General features: G+C 67.2%; 24 protein-coding genes and 1 riboswitch. Of the genes, 17 read left to right on the top strand and 7 right to left on the bottom strand.

Features of this window, described 5'->3' with window-relative positions; all coding sequences use genetic code 11:
* The first annotated feature begins 390 nt into the window (after positions 1-390).
* The 6 genes from ABSH63_RS00350 to gcvPB all read left to right on the top strand — a co-directional run bounded on the left by ABSH63_RS00350 (position 391) and on the right by gcvPB (position 5835).
* A complete protein-coding gene (locus tag ABSH63_RS00350; protein ID WP_352886362.1) occupies positions 391-747 on the top strand; it encodes a hypothetical protein in 357 nt (118 codons plus the stop codon).
* Positions 744-983 carry a hypothetical protein gene (locus ABSH63_RS00345; RefSeq protein WP_352886361.1) on the top strand — a complete coding sequence of 80 codons (240 nt, stop codon included), beginning with the start codon at positions 744-746 and terminating at the stop codon, positions 981-983. Before ABSH63_RS00350 ends, ABSH63_RS00345 begins: the two co-directional genes overlap by 4 nt.
* Before the next feature lie 189 nt (positions 984-1172).
* Positions 1173-1261, top strand: a riboswitch (glycine riboswitch).
* Between the two features lie 203 nt (positions 1262-1464).
* Positions 1465-2547, top strand: a complete 1083-nt coding sequence (gene gcvT / locus ABSH63_RS00340; RefSeq protein WP_352886358.1) for a glycine cleavage system aminomethyltransferase GcvT — start codon at positions 1465-1467, stop codon at positions 2545-2547.
* Between the two features lie 17 nt (positions 2548-2564).
* Positions 2565-2954, top strand: coding sequence for a glycine cleavage system protein GcvH (gcvH, locus tag ABSH63_RS00335; RefSeq protein WP_352886357.1), 390 nt, complete (start codon positions 2565-2567; stop codon positions 2952-2954).
* Positions 2955-2998: 44 nt separating this feature from the next.
* Complete coding sequence (gcvPA, locus tag ABSH63_RS00330) at positions 2999-4369, top strand: aminomethyl-transferring glycine dehydrogenase subunit GcvPA (protein WP_352886355.1); 1371 nt, start codon at positions 2999-3001, stop codon at positions 4367-4369.
* The gene (gene gcvPB, locus ABSH63_RS00325; RefSeq protein ID WP_352886354.1) at positions 4366-5835 is read left to right on the top strand and encodes an aminomethyl-transferring glycine dehydrogenase subunit GcvPB; all 1470 of its coding nucleotides are present in this window, start codon (positions 4366-4368) and stop codon (positions 5833-5835) included. The genes gcvPA and gcvPB overlap by 4 nt, the downstream gene beginning before the upstream one ends.
* A gap of 93 nt (positions 5836-5928) precedes the next feature.
* On the opposite strand, the gene ABSH63_RS00320 is transcribed toward gcvPB, so the two are convergent.
* Complete coding sequence (locus tag ABSH63_RS00320) at positions 5929-6129, bottom strand: hypothetical protein (RefSeq protein ID WP_352886353.1); 201 nt, start codon at positions 6127-6129, stop codon at positions 5929-5931.
* A 379-nt stretch (positions 6130-6508) separates the two neighbouring features.
* Between ABSH63_RS00320 and ABSH63_RS00315 the strand changes: the two genes are divergently transcribed.
* From ABSH63_RS00315 to ABSH63_RS00280, 8 genes are read left to right on the top strand one after another with little or no spacing between them, the layout of a single operon-like run.
* On the top strand, positions 6509-7441 hold the full coding sequence (locus ABSH63_RS00315; RefSeq protein ID WP_352886352.1) for a carbohydrate kinase family protein: 933 nt from the start codon (positions 6509-6511) through the stop codon (positions 7439-7441).
* 7 nt (positions 7442-7448) lie between these two features.
* Complete coding sequence (locus tag ABSH63_RS00310; protein ID WP_352886351.1) at positions 7449-8624, top strand: class I SAM-dependent rRNA methyltransferase; 1176 nt, start codon at positions 7449-7451, stop codon at positions 8622-8624.
* 29 nt (positions 8625-8653) lie between these two features.
* On the top strand, positions 8654-9451 hold the full coding sequence (lgt, locus tag ABSH63_RS00305) for a prolipoprotein diacylglyceryl transferase (RefSeq protein ID WP_352886349.1): 798 nt from the start codon (positions 8654-8656) through the stop codon (positions 9449-9451).
* A 32-nt stretch (positions 9452-9483) separates the two neighbouring features.
* On the top strand, positions 9484-10278 hold the full coding sequence (locus ABSH63_RS00300) for a thymidylate synthase (protein WP_352886348.1): 795 nt from the start codon (positions 9484-9486) through the stop codon (positions 10276-10278).
* Positions 10278-11639 carry a flavin monoamine oxidase family protein gene (locus ABSH63_RS00295; RefSeq protein WP_352886346.1) on the top strand — a complete coding sequence of 454 codons (1362 nt, stop codon included), beginning with the start codon at positions 10278-10280 and terminating at the stop codon, positions 11637-11639. Before ABSH63_RS00300 ends, ABSH63_RS00295 begins: the two co-directional genes overlap by 1 nt.
* Positions 11640-11687: 48 nt before the next feature.
* Complete coding sequence (locus ABSH63_RS00290; RefSeq protein WP_434223232.1) at positions 11688-12185, top strand: dihydrofolate reductase; 498 nt, start codon at positions 11688-11690, stop codon at positions 12183-12185.
* Positions 12182-13423 (top strand): BamA/TamA family outer membrane protein, encoded by a 1242-nt coding sequence (locus ABSH63_RS00285; RefSeq protein WP_352886344.1) that lies wholly within the window; start codon positions 12182-12184, stop codon positions 13421-13423. Before ABSH63_RS00290 ends, ABSH63_RS00285 begins: the two co-directional genes overlap by 4 nt.
* A gap of 50 nt (positions 13424-13473) precedes the next feature.
* Positions 13474-13740, top strand: a complete 267-nt coding sequence (locus ABSH63_RS00280) for an acyl-CoA-binding protein (RefSeq protein WP_352886342.1) — start codon at positions 13474-13476, stop codon at positions 13738-13740.
* A gap of 26 nt (positions 13741-13766) precedes the next feature.
* Here the strand turns inward: ABSH63_RS00280 and ABSH63_RS00275 are convergent, their stop codons facing one another.
* A complete protein-coding gene (locus ABSH63_RS00275) occupies positions 13767-14597 on the bottom strand; it encodes an ATP-binding protein (RefSeq protein WP_352886340.1) in 831 nt (276 codons plus the stop codon).
* A gap of 6 nt (positions 14598-14603) precedes the next feature.
* Positions 14604-16268 carry an energy-dependent translational throttle protein EttA gene (gene ettA / locus ABSH63_RS00270; RefSeq protein ID WP_352886338.1) on the bottom strand — a complete coding sequence of 555 codons (1665 nt, stop codon included), beginning with the start codon at positions 16266-16268 and terminating at the stop codon, positions 14604-14606.
* A gap of 90 nt (positions 16269-16358) precedes the next feature.
* Between ettA and ABSH63_RS00265 the strand changes: the two genes are divergently transcribed.
* Genes ABSH63_RS00265 through ABSH63_RS00255 form a run of 3 tightly spaced genes read left to right on the top strand, consistent with a single transcriptional unit; the run spans position 16359 to position 18536 of the window.
* On the top strand, positions 16359-16883 hold the full coding sequence (locus ABSH63_RS00265) for a DUF4124 domain-containing protein (RefSeq protein ID WP_352886337.1): 525 nt from the start codon (positions 16359-16361) through the stop codon (positions 16881-16883).
* A gap of 13 nt (positions 16884-16896) precedes the next feature.
* Entirely contained in the window at positions 16897-18123 is a 1227-nt protein-coding gene (locus ABSH63_RS00260) for a threonine ammonia-lyase (protein WP_352886335.1), read from the top strand.
* On the top strand, positions 18123-18536 hold the full coding sequence (locus ABSH63_RS00255) for a hypothetical protein (protein WP_352886334.1): 414 nt from the start codon (positions 18123-18125) through the stop codon (positions 18534-18536). Before ABSH63_RS00260 ends, ABSH63_RS00255 begins: the two co-directional genes overlap by 1 nt.
* Positions 18537-18568: 32 nt before the next feature.
* Here ABSH63_RS00255 and ABSH63_RS00250 read toward each other — a convergent pair whose 3' ends face one another.
* From ABSH63_RS00250 to ABSH63_RS00235, 4 genes are all read right to left on the bottom strand, one after another.
* Positions 18569-18994, bottom strand: coding sequence for a DUF3617 domain-containing protein (locus tag ABSH63_RS00250; RefSeq protein WP_352886333.1), 426 nt, complete (start codon positions 18992-18994; stop codon positions 18569-18571).
* A 95-nt stretch (positions 18995-19089) separates the two neighbouring features.
* Positions 19090-20238, bottom strand: a complete 1149-nt coding sequence (locus tag ABSH63_RS00245) for an acyl-CoA dehydrogenase family protein (protein WP_352886332.1) — start codon at positions 20236-20238, stop codon at positions 19090-19092.
* A 74-nt stretch (positions 20239-20312) separates the two neighbouring features.
* Positions 20313-21200, bottom strand: coding sequence for a carbon-nitrogen hydrolase (locus tag ABSH63_RS00240; protein ID WP_352886331.1), 888 nt, complete (start codon positions 21198-21200; stop codon positions 20313-20315).
* Positions 21197-22240, bottom strand: a complete 1044-nt coding sequence (locus ABSH63_RS00235) for an agmatine deiminase family protein (protein WP_352886329.1) — start codon at positions 22238-22240, stop codon at positions 21197-21199. The genes ABSH63_RS00240 and ABSH63_RS00235 overlap by 4 nt, the downstream gene beginning before the upstream one ends.
* Between the last annotated feature and the right edge of the window lie 82 nt (positions 22241-22322).

Raw genomic sequence — 22322 nt, 5'->3', positions numbered from 1 at the left:
TGCGGGGTTCGCGCACGCCGCCCGCGCGTTGCCTTCGGGCACATCTGAACGAGTCACGCGACGGCACGCGGGGGGTGTAGACGCTGCGCGCGCCGCCAGGATCCGGCGACGACATGCGGCGCCGACGCGCTCAGCTGATCCATCTCGGCGAGAAAACTTTCTTTGCGCGTATGCTTGCACTTGCTCGCGCACTTGCGCGTGACCGAAGCCGATCTACTGGATCTCGATCACCTTGTCTCGGCGTCGCCGATCAGACCATCATCCATCGGACTTGTGCAGACTTTCCTCAACAGATCGATGGTGCCTGCGGCGAGGAGCGCCCGATCCTTTTCTCCTGAGCCCGCAACGCTCACGCCCTCCGATCCAGTTCCCCGATGAGGCAGGCGCCCGATGAAGGACAGCAATGATTTTTTCCCCTATGCGGCCTCGACGCTCTGCGGGCTGGTCGTCTTCTTCGCGATTACCTGGGCGACCGGCGACAACGAGGCCTGGGACGACGACATCTACTATCTGGTCGGCATCCCGTTCATGTGCGTTGTGGTGTTCGTGATTGCCTATCTGTTTCCGCTCAAGCCCTGGCGGTGGGTGATGAGCATGGCCGGCGGACAGGTGCTTGCCGCGTTGATGCACGGCAGCTCGCTGAACCTGCTGCCGCTTGCCATGATTTTCATGGCGGTGATTTCGATCCCTCAATTCCTTGCGGCCTTCGTCGGCTCGAAACTCTCGCGCAAAAAGGCATGCGAATGACGACCATCTTCATGCTCGTCGTCGGGATCGGGCTGCTCGTCGCAGCCTACCGCGGCTACGTCAAGGGCGAGATCCGTGCGGGCAGGAGCGGATTCAAGCTTTACACGCCGACGCGCGAGGACAATCCGCTCGCCTTTCATTTTTTTCTCGCGCTTTATCTACTGGGTGGCTTCGCCCTGTTGATTTGGGGTGTGCTCGTGCTCGCCGGCGTCGCCGATCCGCTGCCGTTGAGGTGAGCTACATCAGCGTTTCGGGTGTGACCGCGGGGGCTGCGCGACCTCCTAGCCCGGATCCGTCACCAGCGAGCCGATAGACGCGGCCCCCTCGGCGCTGATCCGAGCGGCGCCCGGACATGGAAGTCCGGGCCGGGGTTCGCTAAAGTGTGCGGTGCTGCGCCAAGGATTGGCCAGCAGTAGGAAAAAAGTCGTTCTGTCACGCGAGAGACTGCCCACGCGGCAGCACCGAAGGCGCAAACCGCCCGGAATCGCTCAGGTAAAAGGAGCGTGACAGAAAAAACTCTGGAGAGAACCGGATCACCCCGGTCACCGAAGGCGCTCAACGCTCAGGTAAAAGGACAGAGGGCGGGTGAGATTTCGCGGTTCACGGAGCGTGGCTTCGTGCGAAATCGAACGCCCGGCCAGGGATGGCCGGGCCGGAGGTCGAGAGACTCACGCCGCCCTGGCATGGATGCCATGCCAAACTGTCCAGAGAACCTGAATGCTCAAGCACACCGCGCTGTACCCCGAACACGTCCGCCTCGGCGCTCGGCTGGTCGACTTCGCTGGCTGGGAGATGCCGATCCAGTACGCCTCCCAACTCGACGAGCACCACGCGGTGCGCAACGACGCCGGCATGTTCGACGTGGCGCACATGTCGGCCGTCGATCTGCATGGTCCGCGGGTCCGCGACTTCCTGCGCCGCTTGCTCGCCAACGACATCGCCAAACTCGGCGCGCCCGGCAAGGCCTTGTACAGCTGCATGCTGCGCGCGGACGGCGGCATCCTCGACGACCTGATCGTGTATTTCCTCGGCGAGACGTGGTTCCGCCTCGTCGTCAATGCCGCTACCACGGACAAGGATCTGGCGTGGATTCGCCGGCATGCGGCGGATTTCGGTGTCGAGGTCCGTCACCGTAGCGATCTGGGCATTCTCGCGGTGCAGGGGCCGAACGCGCGTGCCAGGACCCTGCCGCTACTGCCGGATGCCCTGCGCGAGGCCGCGGGGGGGCTCGGCAACTTCCAGGCGACCGTCGACGGCGAACGGTTCGTCGCGCGCACCGGTTACACCGGCGAGGACGGCTTCGAGCTGATACTGCCGCACGCTGCGCTGGTCGCATTGTGGACGCAGTTGCTCGATGCCGGCGTGAAGCCCTGCGGGCTCGGCGCGCGCGACACACTGCGCCTCGAAGCCGGCATGAATCTCTACGGCCAGGACATGGACGAATCCACGCACCCGCTGGAATCTGGCCTCGCCTGGACCGTGGCCTTCGAGCCGCACGACCGCGATTTTATCGGCCGCAAGGCCATCGAGCCGCTGCGCGGTGCATCCAAACGCAAGCTCGTCGGGCTGGTGCTCGAAGGCCGCGGCATCGCCCGCGCGCACATGAAGCTTCGCTTCGCCAACGGCGCGAGTGGGGAGACCACTTCCGGCGGTTTTGCGCCGACGATGCGCCAATCCATCGCCTTGGCCCGTGTCGATGCGTCGGCGGAGGGCGGCTGTGAGATCGAGATCCGTGGTCAGTGGGTGGCGGCGCGGGTGGTCAAGCCGCCGTTCGTGCGCCATGGCAAGGTTCTGGTTTGAGTTCCGAGGGAGAAACGATGAGCAAGGTTCCGGCAGATCTGAAGTACGTGAAGTCACACGAATGGGTGCGCGTCGAATCCGACGGCACGCTCACCATCGGCATCACCGATCACGCGCAGGCGGCCCTCGGCGATCTGGTGTTCGTCGAGGTGCCTGCGGTGGGCCGCAAAGTCGGCGCCAACGAGGCCTGCGCGGTGGTGGAGTCGGTCAAGGCGGCGTCGGACGTCTATGCGCCGGTGGCCGGCGAGGTCGTCGCCGCCAACGAAGCGCTGGGCACCAGCCCGGAGATCCTCAACGGCGATCCGTATGGCGCAGGCTGGATGTGGAAGCTCAAGCCGACGAATGCCGCGGACGTCGACGCCCTGCTCGACGCCGCCGGCTACGAGGGCTACCTCAAGACGCTATAAGCCCCGACGTCTCACGCCCAACGTCTCACGTCTCACGATCCATCATGCCCTTCATTCCGCATACCGAGGCCGACGTAAAGGACATGCTCGGTGCCATCGGCGCACCGAGCATCGACGCGCTGTTCGATGAGATTCCGGCGGCGCTGCGCTGCGGGCCGCTGAAAAACGTTCCCGAAGGCCTGTCGGAGATGCAGGTCTCGCGGCTGATGTCGGAGCGCGCGGCGCTCGACGGCGGTGCCCTGAATTTCATCGGCGCCGGCGCCTACGAGCACCACATCCCGGCCGCGGTCTGGGAGATCACCACGCGCGGCGAGTTTTACTCGGCCTATACGCCCTACCAAGCCGAGGCCAGCCAGGGCACGCTGCAGGTGCTCTACGAGTACCAGACGATGATGACGGCGCTCACCGGCATGGAGGTGTCCAACGCCTCGATGTACGACGGTGCATCGAGCCTCGGCGAGGCCTTGCTGATGGCGCTGCGTGCGAACCGCAACAACGGCTCGGGGCGCGTGCTGATGCCGCGCACGGTCCATCCGTACTACCGGGATGTCGTTGGTGCGACGACGCCGGCACAGGGCATCACCATCGCGCATCTCGACTATTGCCCGCGGCGCGGGGTCACGCTGGCTGCTGCCCTCGCGGCCCACGAGGGCAGCGCGCCGACCGCGGTCGTCATCCAGCAGCCGAACTTCTTCGGCCAGCTCGAGGACGTGGATGCGATCACCGACTGGGCGCACGCCCAGGGCGCGCTCGTCGTCGCCGTCGTCAACCCGGTGTCGCTGGCCTTGCTCAAGCCGCCAGGGGAATGGGGCGCGCAGGGCGCCGACATCGTCTGCGGCGACGGTCAGCCGCTGGGCGCGCCGCTGTCCTCGGGCGGCCCGTACTTCGGCTTCATGACCACCAAGATGGCCTATGTGCGCGAGCTGCCGGGGCGCATCGTCGGACGCACGGTCGATCTCGACGGCAGGCCGGGCTTCACGCTGACATTGCAGGCGCGCGAGCAGCACATCCGCCGCGCCAAGGCCAAGTCGAACATCTGCACCAACCAGGGCCTGTTGGTGACGGCGGCGACGATCCACATGTCGCTGCTGGGGCCGGAAGGTCTGGAGCAGGTGGCCGCGGCGAGCATGGCCAACACGCGCAAGCTGGTCGAGGCCTTGACCTCGATTCCCGGCGTCCGCCGCGTGTTCGAAGGGCCGGGTTTCCATGAGGCGGCGATCCGCCTACCGCAGCCGGTCGCGCCGCTGCTGGAGCGGTTGTCGCAGCGCGACATTTTCGGCGGTTTCGACCTGTCGCGGCACTATCCGGAGCTTGGCGACGCGCTGCTGGTCTGTGCCACCGAAACCAAGACCGAGGCCGACATCGACACTTATCGGCGCACACTCGCCGAGCTGCTGGCCAAAGATTCACCATGAAAGCCGAAATGACCGAAAAGCTGATCTTCGAAATCTCGCGTCCGGGCCGCGCCGCCCACGCGCAGGCCCCCGGTGCCGCGGATGCGCCCGCCATTCCCGATGCGCTGCGGCGCAAGACGCGCCCGGGCCTGCCGGAGGTCTCCGAGCTGCAGGCCGTGCGTCACTTCACGCGTTTGTCGCAGAAAAACTTCTCCATCGACACGCACTTCTATCCGCTGGGTTCGTGCACGATGAAGTACAACCCGCGCGCCTGTAACCGCCTGGCCATGCTGCCGGGCTTTGTCGGTCGCCATCCGCTAGCGCCGGAGTCGCACTCGCAGGGCTTTCTCGCCTGCCTGTACGAGCTGCAGGAAATCCTCAAGGACGTGACCGGCATGGCCGGCGTGTCGCTGACGCCGATGGCCGGCGCGCAGGGCGAGTTCGCCGGCGTGGCGATGATCCAGGCCTATCACCGCGCGCGCGACGATCATGCGCGCAAGCAGATCCTGGTGCCGGATGCCGCGCATGGCACCAACCCGGCGACGGCGGCGATGCTCGGTTGCACGGTGCGCGAGATCCCGACCAATGCCGACGGCGACGTCGATGTCGACGCGCTCAAGGCGGCGGTGGGGCCGCAGACCGCCGGCATCATGCTGACCAATCCGTCGACCTTCGGCGTGTTCGAACGGCGCATCAAGGAGATCGCCGGCATCGTCCACGAGGCGGGCGGCCTTCTGTATTACGACGGCGCCAATCTCAACGCCATCCTCGGCAAGGTGCGGCCGGGCGACATGGGCTTCGACGTCATCCACATGAACCTGCACAAGACCTTCTCGACGCCGCACGGCGGCGGCGGTCCGGGTGCCGGTGCGGTGGGGGTCTCGGAGCGACTCAAGCCGTTCATGCCGATTCCGGTGGTCGGTCGGCGTGGCGCGGACTATCGCTGGCTCGATGAACGCGATCTCCCACAGACCATCGGCCGGCTGTCGGCATGGATGGGCAATGCGGGGGTACTGTTGCGCGCCTATGTGTACGCCCGCATGCTCGGGCGCGAGGGCATGCACCGCGTTGGTGAGTTCGCGACGCTCAACGCGAACTATCTCGCCGCGCGCCTCGCGGCGAACGGCTTCGAGCTTGCCTTCCCGCGCCGGCGCGCCAGCCACGAGTTCATCATTACGCTCAAACGGGAGAAGCAGCAGCTCGGGCTGACCGCCACCGACGTTGCCAAGCGCCTGCTCGACTACGGTTTTCACGCGCCGACGATTTACTTTCCATTAACTGTTCCGGAATGCCTCTTGATCGAGCCCACCGAGACCGAGGACCGCGAAACCCTGGACGCCTTCGTCGACGCCCTGGTCGCGATCCGCGAGGAGGCAAAGCAGGACATCGCCAAGCTCAAAGGGGCGCCGTACACGATGCCGGTGCGCCGGCTCGACGACGTGCGCGCTGCCCGCCAGCTCGACCTGCGCTATCAGCCGGGCGCGTGAGTCGCCGAAACGAAAAGAGGCCCGCCGGGCTGTGCGGGCCTCTTGCGTGCGGTGCGCTGCGGGTTGGGCCGCTGCGCGCTGTGGTGCGCCCTTTTAGGCCGCCTTGGGCAGAGGCGCGGGCATGGCTGGCGTCCGCGTGTCCTGCGCGGCGCGGGTCGGCGGGATGCGCGCATCGTTGGCGGCGCGCATCCGGCGCTGGAACTTGAGCTCGTCATGCACCATCAGGCCCAGCAGTGCAAAGGCGAGCACCGCAGTGGTCACGGCGATGAAGCTTACGAACGGCAGTACGGACATGGTCAGACTCCTGTTGGACGGCGGGCCGCGGTCCTGCGGCCTGCCGATCTGACCTCAATGTAAGGGCAATGTTGCGCCGCAACAAATGAGTATTTTTGATTGTTCTCATAGAAAATCTAAACCTTAACGCCCGCTGTCCGGCAGTCTGCGCTTGGGCGTGGACATCCACTATGCTCTCGCCGGGCCTGCGTCGCCCGCCGAGCGCCGTACGCGGCCGCGGCGTGCGCCCGCGGCGGGGTGCGGCGAAGCCGGTGCGGCAAAGCAGATGAAATCCCGAGGACGTCGATCCCGCCGAACGCGGCCGAACCGCGGGGCGAGGCCAGGATCGCGACCCCACGGCTGCGCCAAGCCCCCATTCCCATCCACACCGGAACTTCCAATGACTGCTCTGATCTGCGGCTCGCTGGCCTTCGACACCATCATGGTCTTCCCCGGCCGTTTCAAGGACGAAATCCTGCCGGACAAGGTGCACATTCTGAATGTGGCCTTTCTGGTGCCGCAGTTGCGTCGCGAGTTCGGTGGCACGGCAGGCAACATCGCCTACAACCTCAAGCTGCTGGGCGGCGAGCCGCTGCCGATGGGCACGGTGGGCAAGGATTTTGGCGCCTATGCCGACTGGCTGGACCGCCATGCCATCCGGCGCGACTTCGTCAAAGTGATCGACGCGGCGTATACCGCACAGGCCTACATCACCACCGACCTCGACGACAACCAGATCACCGCCTTTCATCCGGGGGCGATGAATCACGCGCACGAGCAAGACGTGCCAGCCAAGGGGGTGACCATCGGCACGGTGTCGCCCGACGGCCGCGAGGGCATGATCAAGCACGCGCGCCAGTTCGCGGAGGGCCGCATCCCCTTCATCTTCGACCCGGGCCAGGGCCTGCCGATGTTCAGCGGCGAGGAGCTCAAGACCTTCGTCGAGCTGGCCGACTACGTCGCGGTCAACGACTACGAAGCAGAGCTGCTGATGGACCGCACCGGCTGGACGCTCAAGGACGTTGCCGCGCGCGTCGACGCGCTGATCGTCACCCACGGCGGCAAGGGTTCGCACATCCACGCCAAGGGCAAGGTCTACGAGATTCCGTGCGCCAAGGCCGACTCCCTGACCGATCCCACCGGCTGCGGCGACGCCTTCCGCGCCGGACTGCTTTATGGTCTGCTCAAGGGCATGGACTGGGAGACGACCGGCCGCATCGCATCGCTGATGGGGGCTTACAACATCGAGCGGCCGGGCACGCAGAACCACCGCTTCACGATCGAGCAGTTCCGTGCGCGCTTCCGCAAAGAATTCCGTTACGACTTCGCCTGAGCGAGCGGTGCCGACGCTCAAGCTGCGTCCGCGCGAGGAGCGTCGCGCGCGCGCCGGGCACCTGTGGATCTATTCCAACGAGATCGACGCCGGCGCCGAGTTCCGCAGCATCGAACCCGGTACGCTGTGCCGTGTGGTCGACGATCGCGGCAAGCCGATCGGCACCGGCTATGTCAATCCGCACACGCTGCTCGCGGTCCGCCTGCTGTCGAGCGACGTGCACGCCGCGATCGACGCGTGCTGGTTCGAACGGCGCTTGCAGGCGGCGCTGGCGCTGCGCGATCGCATCTATGCCGCGCCTTACTATCGGCTCGTGCACGGCGAGGGCGACGGCTTGCCCGGTCTGGTCGTCGACCGATACGGGGCCGTACTGGTCGTACAGATCACCACGGCGGGCATGGAGCGGCTCAAGCCGCTCGTGATCGATGCGTTGCGCAAACTGCTCGAACCCCGCGGCATCGTGCTGCGCAACGACAGCAATGCGCGCGAACTGGAGGGCCTGCCGTCCGCGGTCGAGGTCATCGGCGAGGTGCCGGACCGTGTCGAGGTGGACGAGGACGGCGTGTGGCTGTACGCCGATCCGAAGGGCGGGCAGAAGACAGGCTTGTTCTTCGATCAGCGCGACAACCGCGCAAGGTTCGCACGCTATGTGCGCGGCCGCCGCGTGCTCGACGTGTTCAGTTACGTCGGCGCCTGGGCGCTGCGCGCAGCGCACGACGGCGCGAGCGCGGTCAGCTGCCTCGACCGCTCGCAGACGGCGCTGGATCACGCGCTCGCCGCGGCGCAGCGGGCCGGCGTTGCGCTCGAAGCGATCCGCGACGATGCGCTCGCCGGCATGAAAGCCCTGCGCGCCGCCGGGCGCAGCTTCGATGTCGTCGTCATCGACCCGCCGGCGCTCATCAAGCGGCGCAAGGACCACGCGGCCGGGCTCGAGCACTACGCCGCGCTCAACCGCGCCGCCCTGCACCTGCTCGCAGCGGACGGCATTCTGGTGTCGTGCTCGTGCTCGCATCACCTCGCGGCCGACGAGCTGCAGCGCATCCTGCTGCGTGAGGCGCGCCAGGCCGGGCGGCGCCTGCAAATCCTCGAGACGGGCGGGCAGGGGCCGGATCACCCGGTGCATCCGGCGATACCGGAAACTCGCTATCTCAAAGCCTTTTTCTGCCGCGCTCTGGCCGGATAAGCGCAACCGACTCCCAGTACACTCACGCCATGCTCGTTCATCCCGGATTCGATCCCGTCGCCTTGAGGCTGGGGCCGCTCGCCGTGCACTGGTACGGTTTGATGTATCTGCTCGGCTTTCTCGGCTTCTGGTGGTTCGGCCTGCGCCGCGCCGCGCAGCCGCACATCCGCTGGCCGCGCGAGCGCGTGTCCGATCTTTTGTTCTATGGCGTCGTCGGCGTGATCCTCGGCGGCCGCATCGGCTATACGCTGTTCTACAACCTGCCGGGCTTTCTCGCCGACCCCTGGTCGATCCTGCGTATCTGGGAGGGCGGCATGTCCTTCCACGGCGGCCTGATCGGCGTGCTGGTGGCGATGGCATGGTTCGCGCGCGTGCACAAGCTGAACTTCTTCGACGTGGGCGACTTCGCCGTGCCGATGATCCCGCTCGGCTTGTTCACCGGCCGCATCGGCAACTTCATCAACGGCGAGCTGTGGGGGGCGCCGACGACGCTGCCCTGGGGCATGGTGTTCCCGGCCGCAGGGCCCGAGCCGCGGCATCCGTCCATGCTCTACGAGGCCTTGCTCGAAGGCGCGGCCCTGTTCGCGATCCTGTGGTGGTTTGCGCGCAAGCCGCGGCCGCGCATGGCCGTCGGCGGACTGTTCCTGCTCGGCTATGGCGTGTTTCGCACGGCAGTGGAGTTCGTGCGCATGCCCGATGCGCACATCGGCTATCTCGCCGGCACCGGCTGGCTGACCATGGGCATGGTCTTGTCGGCGCCGATGTGGATCGCCGGATTGGCGCTGCTGGTCGCCGCCTACCGCGGCGCGGCGCCGCACCCGGCCTGAAGACCGCGGCCAGCCCCGACGAGGATCCCGCCATGCGCCAGTATCTCGACCTGATGCGCCACGTGCTCGAACACGGCGTGGAGAAAAGCGATCGCACCGGCACCGGCACGCTTTCGGTGTTCGGTCACCAGATGCGGTTTCGTCTCAGCGACGGCTTTCCGCTGGTGACGACGAAGAAGCTGCACCTGCGTTCGATCATCTACGAACTGCTGTGGTTTCTGCGCGGCGAGACCAATGTCCGCTTCTTGCGCGACCACGGCGTGACGATCTGGGACGAGTGGGCCGACGAGAACGGCGAGCTGGGGCCGGTGTACGGCAGACAGTGGCGGTCTTGGCCGACGGCCGACGGGCGCCACATCGACCAGATCCAGCTCCTGCTCGATCAGATCCGCGGCAATCCGGATTCGCGGCGCTTGATCGTCTCGGCCTGGAACGTCGGCGAGCTCGACCAGATGGCCTTGATGCCTTGCCACGCCCTGTTCCAGTTTTACGTCGCGCAAGGGCATCTTTCCTGCCAGCTCTACCAGCGCAGCGCCGACATCTTCCTCGGTTTGCCGTTCAACATCGCCAGCTATGCCCTGCTGACGATGATGATCGCCCAGGTCAGCGGCCTCAAACCCGGCGATTTCGTTTGGACCGGCGGCGATTGCCACCTCTATCTCAATCATCTGGACCAAGCGCGCGAGCAGTTGTCGCGGGAACCCAGACCACTGCCGACGATGACGCTCAATCCAGACGTGACTGACCTGTTCGCGTTCCGCTACGAGGACTTCACGCTGTCCGGTTACGATCCGCATCCGCACATCAAGGCGCCGGTGGCGGTGTGATGGGGACGGCAGAGCGCGTCGACGTCTGCATCATCGGCGCCGGGCTGTCCGGCCTGCGTGCGGCGCAGCGGCTGTGCGCGGCCGGCCGCAGCGTGCGCGTGCTCGAGGCACGCGATCGCGTCGGCGGGCGCACCGAGGGCGGCATGCTCTGCGGTGAGGCGGTCGATGTCGGCGGTCAGTGGCTCGGCCCGACGCAGACCCGCGCGCTGGCGCTGTGCCGGGAGCTCGGACTGGACACCTATCCGCAGTATGCCGAGGGCCGGCGCCTGATGGAGCTGGGCGGCAGGCTGCGCAGCTATCGCGGCACGATCCCGCGGATGTCGCTGTTCGGGCTCATCGATGCCGATCGGGCGATGAAGCGCATCGACCGCGCCGCGCAGGCCATCGACCCGAAGTCGCCGTGGGCGGCGACTGAGGCCACGCGCTGGGATCGCATGACGGTGGACCAGTGGCTGCGGCAGACGATGCGCACGCAGGGCGGGCGCAGCTTGATGGACATTCTGGTGCGCGCGATCCTGACCTGCGAGGCGCACGAGGTGTCGATGCTGCAGCTCCTGGCCTACGTCGCTGCCGCGGGCAAGGTGGAGACGCTGGCCGAGGTCCACGGCGACGGCGCCCAGCAGCTCAAGGTGCGCGGTGGCGCCTTCCGGCTCGCCGAGCGGCTCGCGCAACGTCTGCCGCCGGACACGGTGCGGTTCGGCGCGGCGGTGCATGCGGTGGAGCAGTCGGAATCCGGTGTGACGGTCCGCCATGCCGGCGGTGAGATTCGCGCATCGCGCCTGATCATCGCCGTCGCTCCGGCGCTGGTCGCGCGTATCCATTTCGAAGCGCCGCTGCCGGCGGCGCGCATGCAGCTCCATGCGCGGCTGCCGATGGGCTCGGTGATCAAGGCGCTGATCGCCTATGAGCAGCCGTTCTGGAAGTCCCGTGGACTCTCCGGCGAGGTGATCAGCGACGTCGGGCCGTTCGGGCCGGTGTTCGACGCCTCCCCACCCGGCGCCACGCATGGTGTGCTGGTCGGCTTCTTCGCCGCCGACGCCGGGCGCGCACTCGCGCTCGCCGACCCGGCGCTGCGCCGCGACGCCGCCGTGCGCGCGCTTTGCCGCTACTTCGGCGAGGCGGCGGCCAAGCCGATCGGTTACCTCGACAAAGACTGGATCTCCGATCCGTGGAGCCAGGGTTGTTACGTCGGTGTCGCGGCACCGGGCACGCTCACGCACTGCGGGGCCTCGCTGCGCGCGGTCTGCGGTCGTATCCACTGGGCCGGCACCGAGACCGCGACGCGCTGGACCGGCTACATGGACGGTGCGCTCGAGGCCGGCGAGCGGGCGGCCGATGAGGTTCTCGCTGCCGGCGTCTGAACGCGCATCGCTGGCACAATGGCCGCCTCTTCGCTGGCCGGAGTGCACGTGACGTCACAGCGCCTGTTGTCCCTGATCGTCGCGATGGACCGCGGTCGCCTGATCGGTCGCGACGGCGACCTGCCGTGGCGGCTGCCGAACGATCTCAAGCACTTCAAGCAATGCACGCTCGGCAAGACCGTGCTGATGGGGCGCCGCACGTTCGCCTCTCTGGGCCGGCCGCTGCCGCAGCGCGACAACTGGGTGCTGACCCGCGACCGCGACTTTCGCGCCGACGGCGTGCGCGTGTTCCACGCGCTCGCCGATGCGCTGGCGGCGCACCATGCCGGCGAGCTGATGGTCATCGGCGGCGCCGAGCTGTACCGGCAGGCCTTGCCGCTGGCCGATCGCATCTACCTCACCGAGGTCGATGCAGCGCTCGAAGGTGACACCCGCTTCCCGGCGTTGGCGGCGCACGAGTGGCGCGAGGTGGCGACCGAGCCGCATCCGGCCGATGCGCGCCATGCCTACGCCTATTGCTTCAAGCTACTGGAGCGCCGCGGATGAGGCGGTGGTGCGCGGCGCTGCTGTTCGCCGCATGGCCGCTGACGGCTGCGGCCGAGACCCATCCGCCGATCGTCGACATCGCCTTCGAGGGCAATGACACGACGCAGCCGAAGGTGATGCTGCGCGAGCTGGTGGTGCGCATCGGCGATCCGGCCGATCCGGATGCGCTGGAGCGCAGCCGCCAGGGGCTGCTGGATCTCGGCTTGTTCCGTGAGGTGGAGGTGCGCACCGAAGCCATCGATGGCGGCGTGCGCGTCGTGTTCCGCGTCGACGAGCGCTACTTCCTCTTGCCGACGCCGCGCTTCGATGCCAAGAGCGACGGTCGCTATGCCTACGGCGCGCAGCTGCATTGGACCAACGTCGCCGGGCGCAACCACAGCTTGCGCGTCTTTGCCGAACAGGAAGACCGCCGGCGCCAGGGCATCGGCAGAGAGACCAACTACGCGGCGAGCTACAACGCGCCGTTTGCGTTCGACTCGCCGTACAGCCTGGGAGTGAGCATCGCCTACTCGTCGCGACCGGTCGAGACCGAGGCCGGCGAGTACGAGGAAACCTTCCGCGGCATCGGTATCGGCGTGTCGCGCAGCTTTTCTGACGGCCCGGCGAGCCAGGGCCTGAGCGTCGGTGGCGGGCTGGGCTACCAGCAGCAGCGCACCAGCGGTGCGCTCGCGCCGCCGGCCTACGGCGCGGCGCTGTCGCCCTCGGTCTTCGTCAGCCATCGCGATTTCCACAACCGCATCTACAGCGACATCGGCCGCCACTGGCGACTGGGTGCGCGTTTTGCCGATGAAAGTCTGGGCAGCGACTACGGCTATGTCGACATCGACACCGCCTACGTGCAGCAATGGCCGGTCGGGCGTACCGAGCACCAGACGCTGCACCTGCGCGCCTACACCGGCGCCTATTTCAGCGGGCCCGACGAGGTCAAGGCGTACAGCCTTGGCGGCGCGACCTTCCTGCGCGGCTACGACAGCAGCTTCATCGAAGGCAATGCCTACTACTACCTCACCGCCGAGTTCGCGCGCCCAGTGTGGCAACCCTGGCTGCGCGGGGTTCTCATCGCCGAGCTGGGCAATGTCTTTGCGCGGCCGGAGGACGTCGAGTTCGGCAAGACCTACGGCAGTCTCGGCGTCGGCTTGCGCGTGCGCTTCGTGCGCTTCGTCAACTTCGAAGTCGAGCTGGGCTATGCGATCCCGCTCGACGGCGGCAGCGGCCGCATCTTCGCCAGCCGCGTCTGAGCGCTCTGTTATGCTCGCGGCAAACCGACAACCACGACGGGAGACTTGCGATGGCGGATATCAAGGCGGCATTCGATCAGGCACAGAAGGACGTCAAGACCCTGACCAAGCGTCCGAGCAACGACGACATGCTGTTCCTGTACGCGCACTTCAAGCAGGCGACCGAGGGCGACGTCAAAGGCGCGCGCCCGGGCATGCTCGACATGGTGGGCCGTGCCAAGTACGACGCCTGGGCCAAGCTCAAGGGCACCAAGGCGGAAGAGGCGATGAAGAAGTACGTCGACAAGGTCGCCGCACTACTGAAGACCCACAAATGACGATGTCCACCGGCGTCTGACGGGGGTCAACGCCCGGCCCAGTGCCGGGCGAACTGCTGGGCGACGCGGCCGCTGCGCGAGGCGCGTTCCAGCGCCCAGCGCAGCGCCAGCTTTTCCGTGGTCTCGTCCCAGCGCCTGTCGCCGAGCGCGGCGAGGTGCAGCCGCACCAGTTCGAGATAGCGCTCCTGGTCGAACGGCTGGAACGACAGCCACAGGCCGAAGCGCTCGGACAGCGAGATCTTTTCCTCGGTCGACTCGCCCGGATGCAGCTCGTCGTCGACCCAGTGGTATTCCGCGTTGTCGCGGCGCGACTCGGGCATCAGGTGACGGCGGTTGCTGGTCGCGTAGATCAGCACGTTGTCGGGCGGCGCCTCGACACCACCGTCGAGCGCGGTCTTGAGCGCCATCAGCGCCGGATCGTTGGCCGCGACAGAGAAGTCGTCGACGTAGAGCACGAAGCGCTCGCTGCGCTCGCGCAGCGGCGCGACGATGTCGGGCAGGTCGATCAAGTCGTGCGGGGGGACTTCGACCAAGCGCAGGCCTTGATCGCCGAAGCGCTGCAGCATCGCCTTGACCAGTGACGACTTGCCGGTGCCGCGGGCGCCGGTCAGCAGCGCGTGGTTCGCCGGCAGGCCGGCGACGAAACGCTGCGTGTTGTCGAGCAGCGCCTGCTTCTGCCGTTCGATGCCGAGCAGTGCGTCGAGCGCGACGGCCTGCACGTGGGTGATCGGTTGCAGGCGGCGCTCGCGCCAGCGGAACGCCCATGCCGCCGATAGCGGGTCGGCGGCGGGCGGTTGCGCGCCGAGGACCTGGCCATCGGTCCCCCGGGCCTGCTCGCGCGGCGGCGTGATCCCCATCGATCTTCAGGCGAGCTTCTTGTGCCGCGCGCGCCGGTTCACGCCGGGTTCGCAGCCCGTGCGTCTGCGGAAATCCGCTTCGTAGTCCTGATAGTTGCCCTCGTGCCAGACCACTTCGCCGGAATCCTCGAACGCGAGGATGTGGGTGGCGATGCGATCGAGGAACCAGCGATCGTGGGAGATCACCAGTGCGCAACCGGGAAAGTCCAGCAGGGCCTCTTCGAGCGCACGCAGGGTTTCGACGTCGAGGTCGTTGGTCGGCTCGTCGAGCAGCAGCACGTTGCCGCCGCTCATCAACAGCTTGGCCAGATGCACGCGGTTGCGTTCGCCGCCGGACAGATCCTGGATGCGCTTGTTCTGCGCTTCGCCCTTGAAGTTGAAACGGCCGATGTAAGCGCGCGCCGGCATCTCGTAGGAGCCGGCGCGGATGATGTCGTTGCCGCCGGAGATTTCCTGGAACACGGTCTTGCTGCCGTCGAGCGCGTCGCGCGACTGGTCGACGTAGGCGAACTTGACGGTCTCGCCGATCTTGATCGTGCCGCCGTCGGGCTTTTCCTGGCCGATCAGCATGCGGAACAGCGTGGTCTTGCCGCGGCCGTTGGCGCCGATGATGCCGACGATCGCGCCGCGCGGAACCTGGAAGTTCACGCCTTGGTAGAGCACGCGATCGCCGTACTGCTTCTTCAGGTCCTTGACCTCGATGACCATGTCGCCGAGGCGCGGGCCCGGCGGGATGTACAGCTCCTTGGTCTCGGCGCGCTTTTGGAACTCCGTCGAGGCCAGTTCCTCGAAGGCCTTCACGCGCGCCTTGGACTTGGCCTGGCGGCCCTTGGGGTTCTTGCGCACCCACTCCAGCTCTTCCTTCATCGCCTTGGTGTGCGCGTCCTCGGCTTTTTGCTCCTGCGCCAGCCGCCGCTGTTTCTGCTCCAGCCAGGAGGAGTAGTTGCCCTGCCAGGGAATGCCGTGGCCGCGATCGAGTTCCAGGATCCAGCCGGCGACGTTGTCGAGGAAGTAACGGTCGTGCGTGACCGCGATGATCGTGCCCGGGAAGTCCTTGAGGAACTTCTCCAGCCAGGCGACGGATTCGGCGTCGAGGTGGTTGGTCGGCTCGTCGAGCAGGATCATGTCCGGCTTGGACAGCAGCAGCCGGCACAGCGCGACGCGGCGGCGTTCGCCGCCGGAAAGCTTGGTGACGTCGGCGTCCCAGGGCGGCAGATTCAGCGCCTCGGCAGCCTTGTCGAGGATCACATCCAGGTTCTCGGCGTCGGCGGCGGCGATCTTGGCCTCGAGTTCGGCCTGCTTGGCGGCGAGCTTGTCGAAGTCCGCGTTCTCCTCGGCGTAGGCGGCATAGACCGCGTCGAGCTCGGCCTTGAGTGCGATGATCTCCGACAGCGCTTCCTCGACGTTCTCGCGCACGGTCTTGTTCGGGTCGAGCTGCGGCTCCTGCGGCAGATAGCCGATCTTGAGCCCCGGCATCGGCCGCGCCTCGCCGTGGAAGTCCTTGTCGATGCCGGCCATGATGCGCAGCAGCGTCGACTTGCCGGCGCCGTTGTAGCCGAGCACGCCGATCTTGGCACCGGGGAAGAAGGACAGCGAGATGTCGCGCAGGATCTCCTTCTTGGGCGGCACGGTCTTGCCGACCCGGTTCATGGTGTAGACGTACTGGGACATGGGGGCTTGGACGGGGATGCGGCCGCGCATTTTACCGAATGGCGTCCTTTTGCTCATGCGCACCAGGGGCCGAGGCGCCATAATCTGCCCATGTGGAACCGGGTCGGCCCGAGCTTGCGTACCGCCGCCATCGTCGGCGCGCTGCTGTTCTGCGCGCAGGCCGCGGCGCAGGTCTACCGCTGCGAACAGGATGGCGTCGTGCGCTACACCGACAAGCCCTGTGGCCCGAAGGCGCAGCCGCTCGATCTGCCGGATCCGATCATTGTGCCCGCCGGGACCAAGGCCGATCTGCTCGGTGAAGCAGAGCGCCGGCGCAAGGCGCAGCGGGCGGCGCGCGACGAGGCCGACGCCGCATGGGTCAAGGCGCACGAGGCGCGCAAGGCAGAAGAGGAACGCGTGCGCAGTGGGCGCATCACGCGCACGGTGGTCGAAGGCATGAGCGCGGGCGATGTGCGTCGCATCCACGGCGAGCCGGCGGTGGTGTCGAGGCGCGAGTCCGCATCGGGCACGCATGAGACCTGGAGTTACGCGCTCGAGGGCGGGCGCCGTCTGCACGTGACCTTCGACGACGACGGGCGCGTCAGCAGTGTGCGCACGCGCGAGCCGAAGCGATGACGCCACCCACTGCATGACGGTCACGATCGACGACATCCGCCGCGCCGCGGCGAACATCGAAGGGCAGGTCGTGCGCACGGCCTGCACCCGCTCGCGGGTGCTGTCGAAGCTCACCGGCGCCGAGGTCTGGCTGAAGTTCGAGAACTTTCAGTTCACCGCCTCGTTCAAGGAGCGCGGTGCCCTCAACAAGCTGCTGAGCCTCTCCGCAGCCGAGCGCGCCGCCGGGGTCTGCGCGATGTCGGCGGGCAATCACGCGCAGGGCGTGGCCTACCACGCGACGCGCCTGGGCATCCGCAGCGTGATCGTGATGCCACGCAACACGCCGTTCACCAAGGTGCGCAACACGCGCGAACTCGGCGGCGAGGTGATCCTGCACGGCGAGACCTTGGCCGACGCGCAGGCGTATCTGGAGGCGGAGTTGGTCGGCCGGCGCGGCATGACCTTGGTCCATCCCTACGACGATCCGGATGTCATCGCCGGGCAGGGCACCATCGGCCTGGAGATGCTCGAACAGGCGCCCGGGCTCGACACGCTGGCGATTCCGATCGGCGGCGGCGGACTGATCTCCGGCATCGCCATCGCCGCGCATGCGATCAAGCCGGAACTGCGCGTGATCGGCGTCGAGTCGGTCGGCTACGCCTCGGCTTACGCGGCACTGCGTGACGGCGACGTGCCGATCAAGGGCGGACAGACGATCGCCGAAGGCATCGCCGTCAAGAACATCGGTCGGCTTACGCTGCAGATCATTCGCGAGCACGTCGCCGAGCTGATGCGGGTCGAGGAGGCCGCCATCGAGCGCGCGATCGGGCTGATCGCCGGCGTCGAGAAAGTCATCGTCGAAGGCGCCGGCGCGGTTGGCCTGGCGGCACTTCTCGCCGATCCGGCGCGCTTTGCCGGGCGCACGGTCGGCCTGGTGCTCTGCGGCGGCAACATCGACACGCGTCTGCTCGCCTCGGTGCTGCTGCGCCAGCTCGTGCACGAGCAGCGCCTGATCTCGCTGTCGATCGACATCGAGGACCAGCCCGGTTTTCTCGCGCGCGTCGCCGGTCGCATCGGCGAATCCGGCGGCAACATCGTGCAGGTGCACCACGAGCGCCTGCACCGCGGCCATGCCAAGAGCGCAACATTGGAAGTGCTCGTCGAGGCCCAGGACGAGGCGCACGCGCGGCAGATCTTCGACGATCTGCAGAACGGCGGCTTTACGGTGCGCAAGGGTGCGGGCGGCATGGAGTTCGAGTGATGGTAAAACGGACCGAGACCTTGCTGGAATCCGCGCTCAAGCGCATCCGCGTGATCCGCCAGGGTGACATCGTGCAGTTGGTCATCGACGGCGGCGGCGCGCTGGTGACGACGACCCAGGACTTTCTGCAGGCACAGAAATGGGCCTCGACCAAGCCGGCGACCGGCAATCTGGTCACGGACCGCGGACGCCTGCTGGAACAGATCGGCGCTCTGGTCTCGCGCCCCGGCAGCATGGTCAGTACCCGCGGCAATGCCAAACAGGTCGAGGCGCTGGCCAAGCTGATGAAGCAGGGTGGCTACGACCTCAGCGAATGGATGCTGCCGCCGGAATTGAAGAATCCGCAGATCCCGCAGCCGGAGCAGAAGCCCCCTTCGGCGCCGCCGCCTACCGACGCCCACGCCGATCGCTGAGCATCGGCGCGCCGCGTGACGACACCGCCCGGCTAGTCCTCGGGGCAGTCGCCGAGGCGGCGGCCCTTGATCGTGGTGACGTTGACGCTCTTCTGACCGCCCGATACGGTGGTGATCGTGCTCACCGTCTGGAAGCTGCGGCTGTCGGCGGTGGTCTCGCTGACGGTCTCGGTCAGCGCGCCGTCGGGCCCCTCGCAGCGCAGGCTCGAGCGTGAACGGCCCTTGCTGCCGCGGTTCTCGGCGCGGCAGTCGTTCAGAGTCCACTCCGAACTGCTTTCGTCGATCGACTCGGTGGAGCGGCATTCGATCGTCTTGCTGCTGAAACTGTTCTCGCCGTCCGGGCCGCTCATCTTCATCTCGGTGACGATCTCCCAGCGTCCGTAGCCGTCGTCGGCTTCTTCGGCGGTGGCCAGGGCAGGGAGCAGGCACAGTAGGGCAAGGCTCAGCGTGCGGGTCATGGCGCGGTCTCCGGCAGAAGCGGCGATCGTACGGCCGGCGGCCCGGCCAGCGTCAAGCGCTAGCCGGCGCCTTGCGTGACGTAGCGCACGCACCTTCAGCGCCCGACCAGCGAGCGGGCGATGACCTCCTTCATGATTTCCGAGGTGCCGCCGTAGATACGCTGTATGCGCGCATCGGCCCAGTAACGCGAGATCGGGTATTCGGCCATGTAGCCGTAACCGCCGAAGAGCTGCAGGCAGGCGTCGGTGACGCGACCTTCCATCTCGGTGGTCGCCAGCTTGACCATGGCCGCAGTCGGTACGTCGAGTTGGCCCTGCGCGTACTTCGCGGCGCATTTTTCGACGAAGGCACGGTGGACCTCGATGTCGGTCTTGCAGGTCGCGAGCACGAAGCGCGTGTTCTGGAAGCTCGCGATTGGCTGGCCGAAGGCCTTGCGCTGGGTCACGTATTCGATGGTCTTTTCGAGCGCGCCCTGGGCATGGCCGACCGCGGACACGGCGAGCACCAGACGCTCGCGCGGCAGCTCGTCGATCAGATGTCCGAAACCGCCGCCGATGCGGCCGAGGACCTCGCTCTTGGGCACGCGCACGTTGTCGAAGAACAGCTCCGAGGTGTCGGCGGATTGCAGGCCGGCCTTCTCTAGATTACGGCCGCGACGAAAGCCGGGCAGGTGGGTTTCGACGGTGAACAGCGTCGTGCCCTTGGCGCCGGCCTTGGGGTCGGTCTTGGTCGCCAGCACGACCACACCGGCGTTCTGGCCATTGGTGATGAAGGTCTTGGAGCCACTGATGAGATAGTCGTCGCCGTCCGCCGTCGCCGTGGTCTTGATGCCCTGCAGGTCGGAGCCGGCGCCCGGCTCGGTCATGCCGATCGCACCGATGCACTCGCCGCTGGCCATCTTGGGCAGGTACTTCTGCTTCTGCTCCTCGGTGCCCAGGTGCAGGATGTACGGCGCGACGATGTCCGAATGCACGGTGAGGTTCGACGCCAGCGCGAGAAAGCCCAGGCGCGCAGCCTCCTCGACGACCACGCAGGAGTACTGGAACGGTGCGCCGATGCCGCCGTATTCCTCGGGCTGGTCGACGCACAATAGGCCAGCGGCGCCCATCTCCAGATAGAGCTCGCGCGGCAGGATGCCGTCGCGCTCCCAACGCTCGTAGTGTGGCTCCACCTTGTCCTTGAGAAAGCGGACGACGGTGGCGCGCCAGTCGGCGAGTGCGGAGTCGGTAGTTTCGTTGCTCATCGGCGGAAGGATCGAGTGGGGGAGGACATGGGTGGACACGGGCGCGCTGCGCGCGGCGGCGTGGTCGAGGATGCTCAGTCTCGGTAGCGCTTGGTGAGATCGGCATACGCGTCGATGCGGCGATCCCGGAGAAACGGCCACCAACGCCGCACGTTCTCGCTGCGCCGGCAGTCGATGTCGGCCACCAGCACGGTGGGTTCCTCGCCGGCGGCGTCGATGATCTCGCCCTGCGGGCCGGCGACGAAGCTGTGTCCCCAGAACCGCGCGCCCGGCCACTGACCCGTCGGGTCGGGCTCGAAGCCGACGCGGTTGGCGACCAGCAGCGGCAGACCGTTGGCGATCGCGTGCGCGCGCTGGATCGTAACCCAGGCGTCGCGCTGGCGTTGCCGCTCCTCGGCCGCATCCTGCGGATTCCAGCCGATCGCCGTCGGGTAGAGCAGCAGCTCGGCACCGGCCAGTGCCATCAGGCGCGCCGCCTCGGGATACCACTGGTCCCAGCACACCAGCACGCCGAGCTTGCCGACGCTGGTCTGGATCGGTGTGAAGCCCAGATCGCCCGGGGTGAAATAGAACTTCTCGTAGTAGCCGGGATCGTCCGGGATGTGCATCTTGCGGTAGATGCCGGCGAGCGTGCCGTCGCGTTCGAGCACGACCGCGGTGTTGTGGTAGAGCCCGGCGGCGCGCTTCTCGAACAGCGAGCCGACGATGACGAGGTTCAATTCCTTGGCAAGTGCGCCGAGCCACTCGGTGGACGGGCCGGGAATGGGCTCGGCGAGATCGAACAGCTCGGTCGATTCGTGCTGGCAGAAGTAGACGCTGCGATGCAGTTCTTGCAGCAGCACCAGTTGCGCGCCGCGTGCGGCGGCGTCGCGGATGCCGGCTTCGGAGGCACGCTGATTGGCGTCGAGGTCGGTGCCGCAGGCCTGCTGCACCAGCCCGACGCGAAGGACGGCAGATTTCATCGGATTGCGCTCGAGATCTGCATGGTCACGCAGTGCAGGCTGCCATACTGGGCGATGAGGGGGCGGCAATCAATGCCGACGACCTCCCGTCCGGGAAAGCACGGCCGCAGGCGCGCCAGCGCGCGCGCGTCGCTGTCGGCATCGCCGTAGGTCGGCACCAGCACCGCGCCGTTGAGGATCAGAAAGTTGGCATAACCCGCTGGCAGGCGCCGGCCCTCGTCGTCGTGGATCGCGCGCGGCAGCGGCAAGGGTACGAGCCTGTACGGCGCGCCGTCGAGCGTGCGCAGCGCTTGCAATTCCGCTTCCATCGCCTTGAGCTCGTCGTAGTGCGCGTCGTCGCGGTCCTCGCAGGCTTGGTAGGCGATGGTGCGTTCGTTGCAAAAACGCGCGAGGGTGTCGATGTGGCCGTCGGTGTCGTCGCCGATCAAATCGCCGTGGCGCAGCCACAGCACGCGCTGCAGGCCGAACCACGACTTCAGCTTCGTCTCGATCTGCGCCTTGTCGAACTGCGGATTGCGCGTGGGCGCGAGCAGGCAGCGCTCGGTGGTCAGTAGCGTGCCGAGACCGTCGGATTCGATGCCGCCGCCTTCGAGCACGAAGTCCAGCGACTCCACCGGCGCCGGCCATGCGCCCAGCTCGGCGAGCCGCTGCGTGATGCGGTTATCGAGGCTTGCCTCGAACTTGCCGCCCCAGCCGTTGAAGACGAAATCCAGGTGCAGCGGGCGAGCATCGCGAAACACCGTGATCGGCCCGTGGTCGCGCGCCCAGACATCGTTCGCCGGTACCTCGTAAAGACGCAGGTTCATCGCCGGCGCGCCGGCTCCGATCAGGCGCCGGCGCAAATCCTCGGCGCCCGGGCCGCAGGCAATGATCAGCGGCTCTCGTTGCGCGATGGCGACGGCGATGGCGATGAAGGTGCGCTCGACGGCGTCGAAAGCGCGCGCGAAATCACCGTCTGGCCGCGGCCAGGTGAGCTGTACGGCGGACTGTGGTGCCCATTCGGCCGGGAGCACGGTTGAGACGCCCGTGGACGCAATCATGCTTGTACTCATCGAAGGGACGCGATCTGTGCTCGCAGATCAAAAGGGCCGCGCATGGCGGCCCTGTGATAGACGATGCCGG

The sequence above is a fragment of the Sinimarinibacterium thermocellulolyticum genome (genome assembly GCF_040327995.1).
Taxonomy (GTDB): domain Bacteria; phylum Pseudomonadota; class Gammaproteobacteria; order Nevskiales; family Nevskiaceae; genus Solimonas; species Solimonas thermocellulolyticum.
The sequence above is the reverse complement of the archived record's forward strand: the minus strand, read 5'-3'. Positions and strand labels throughout refer to the sequence as shown.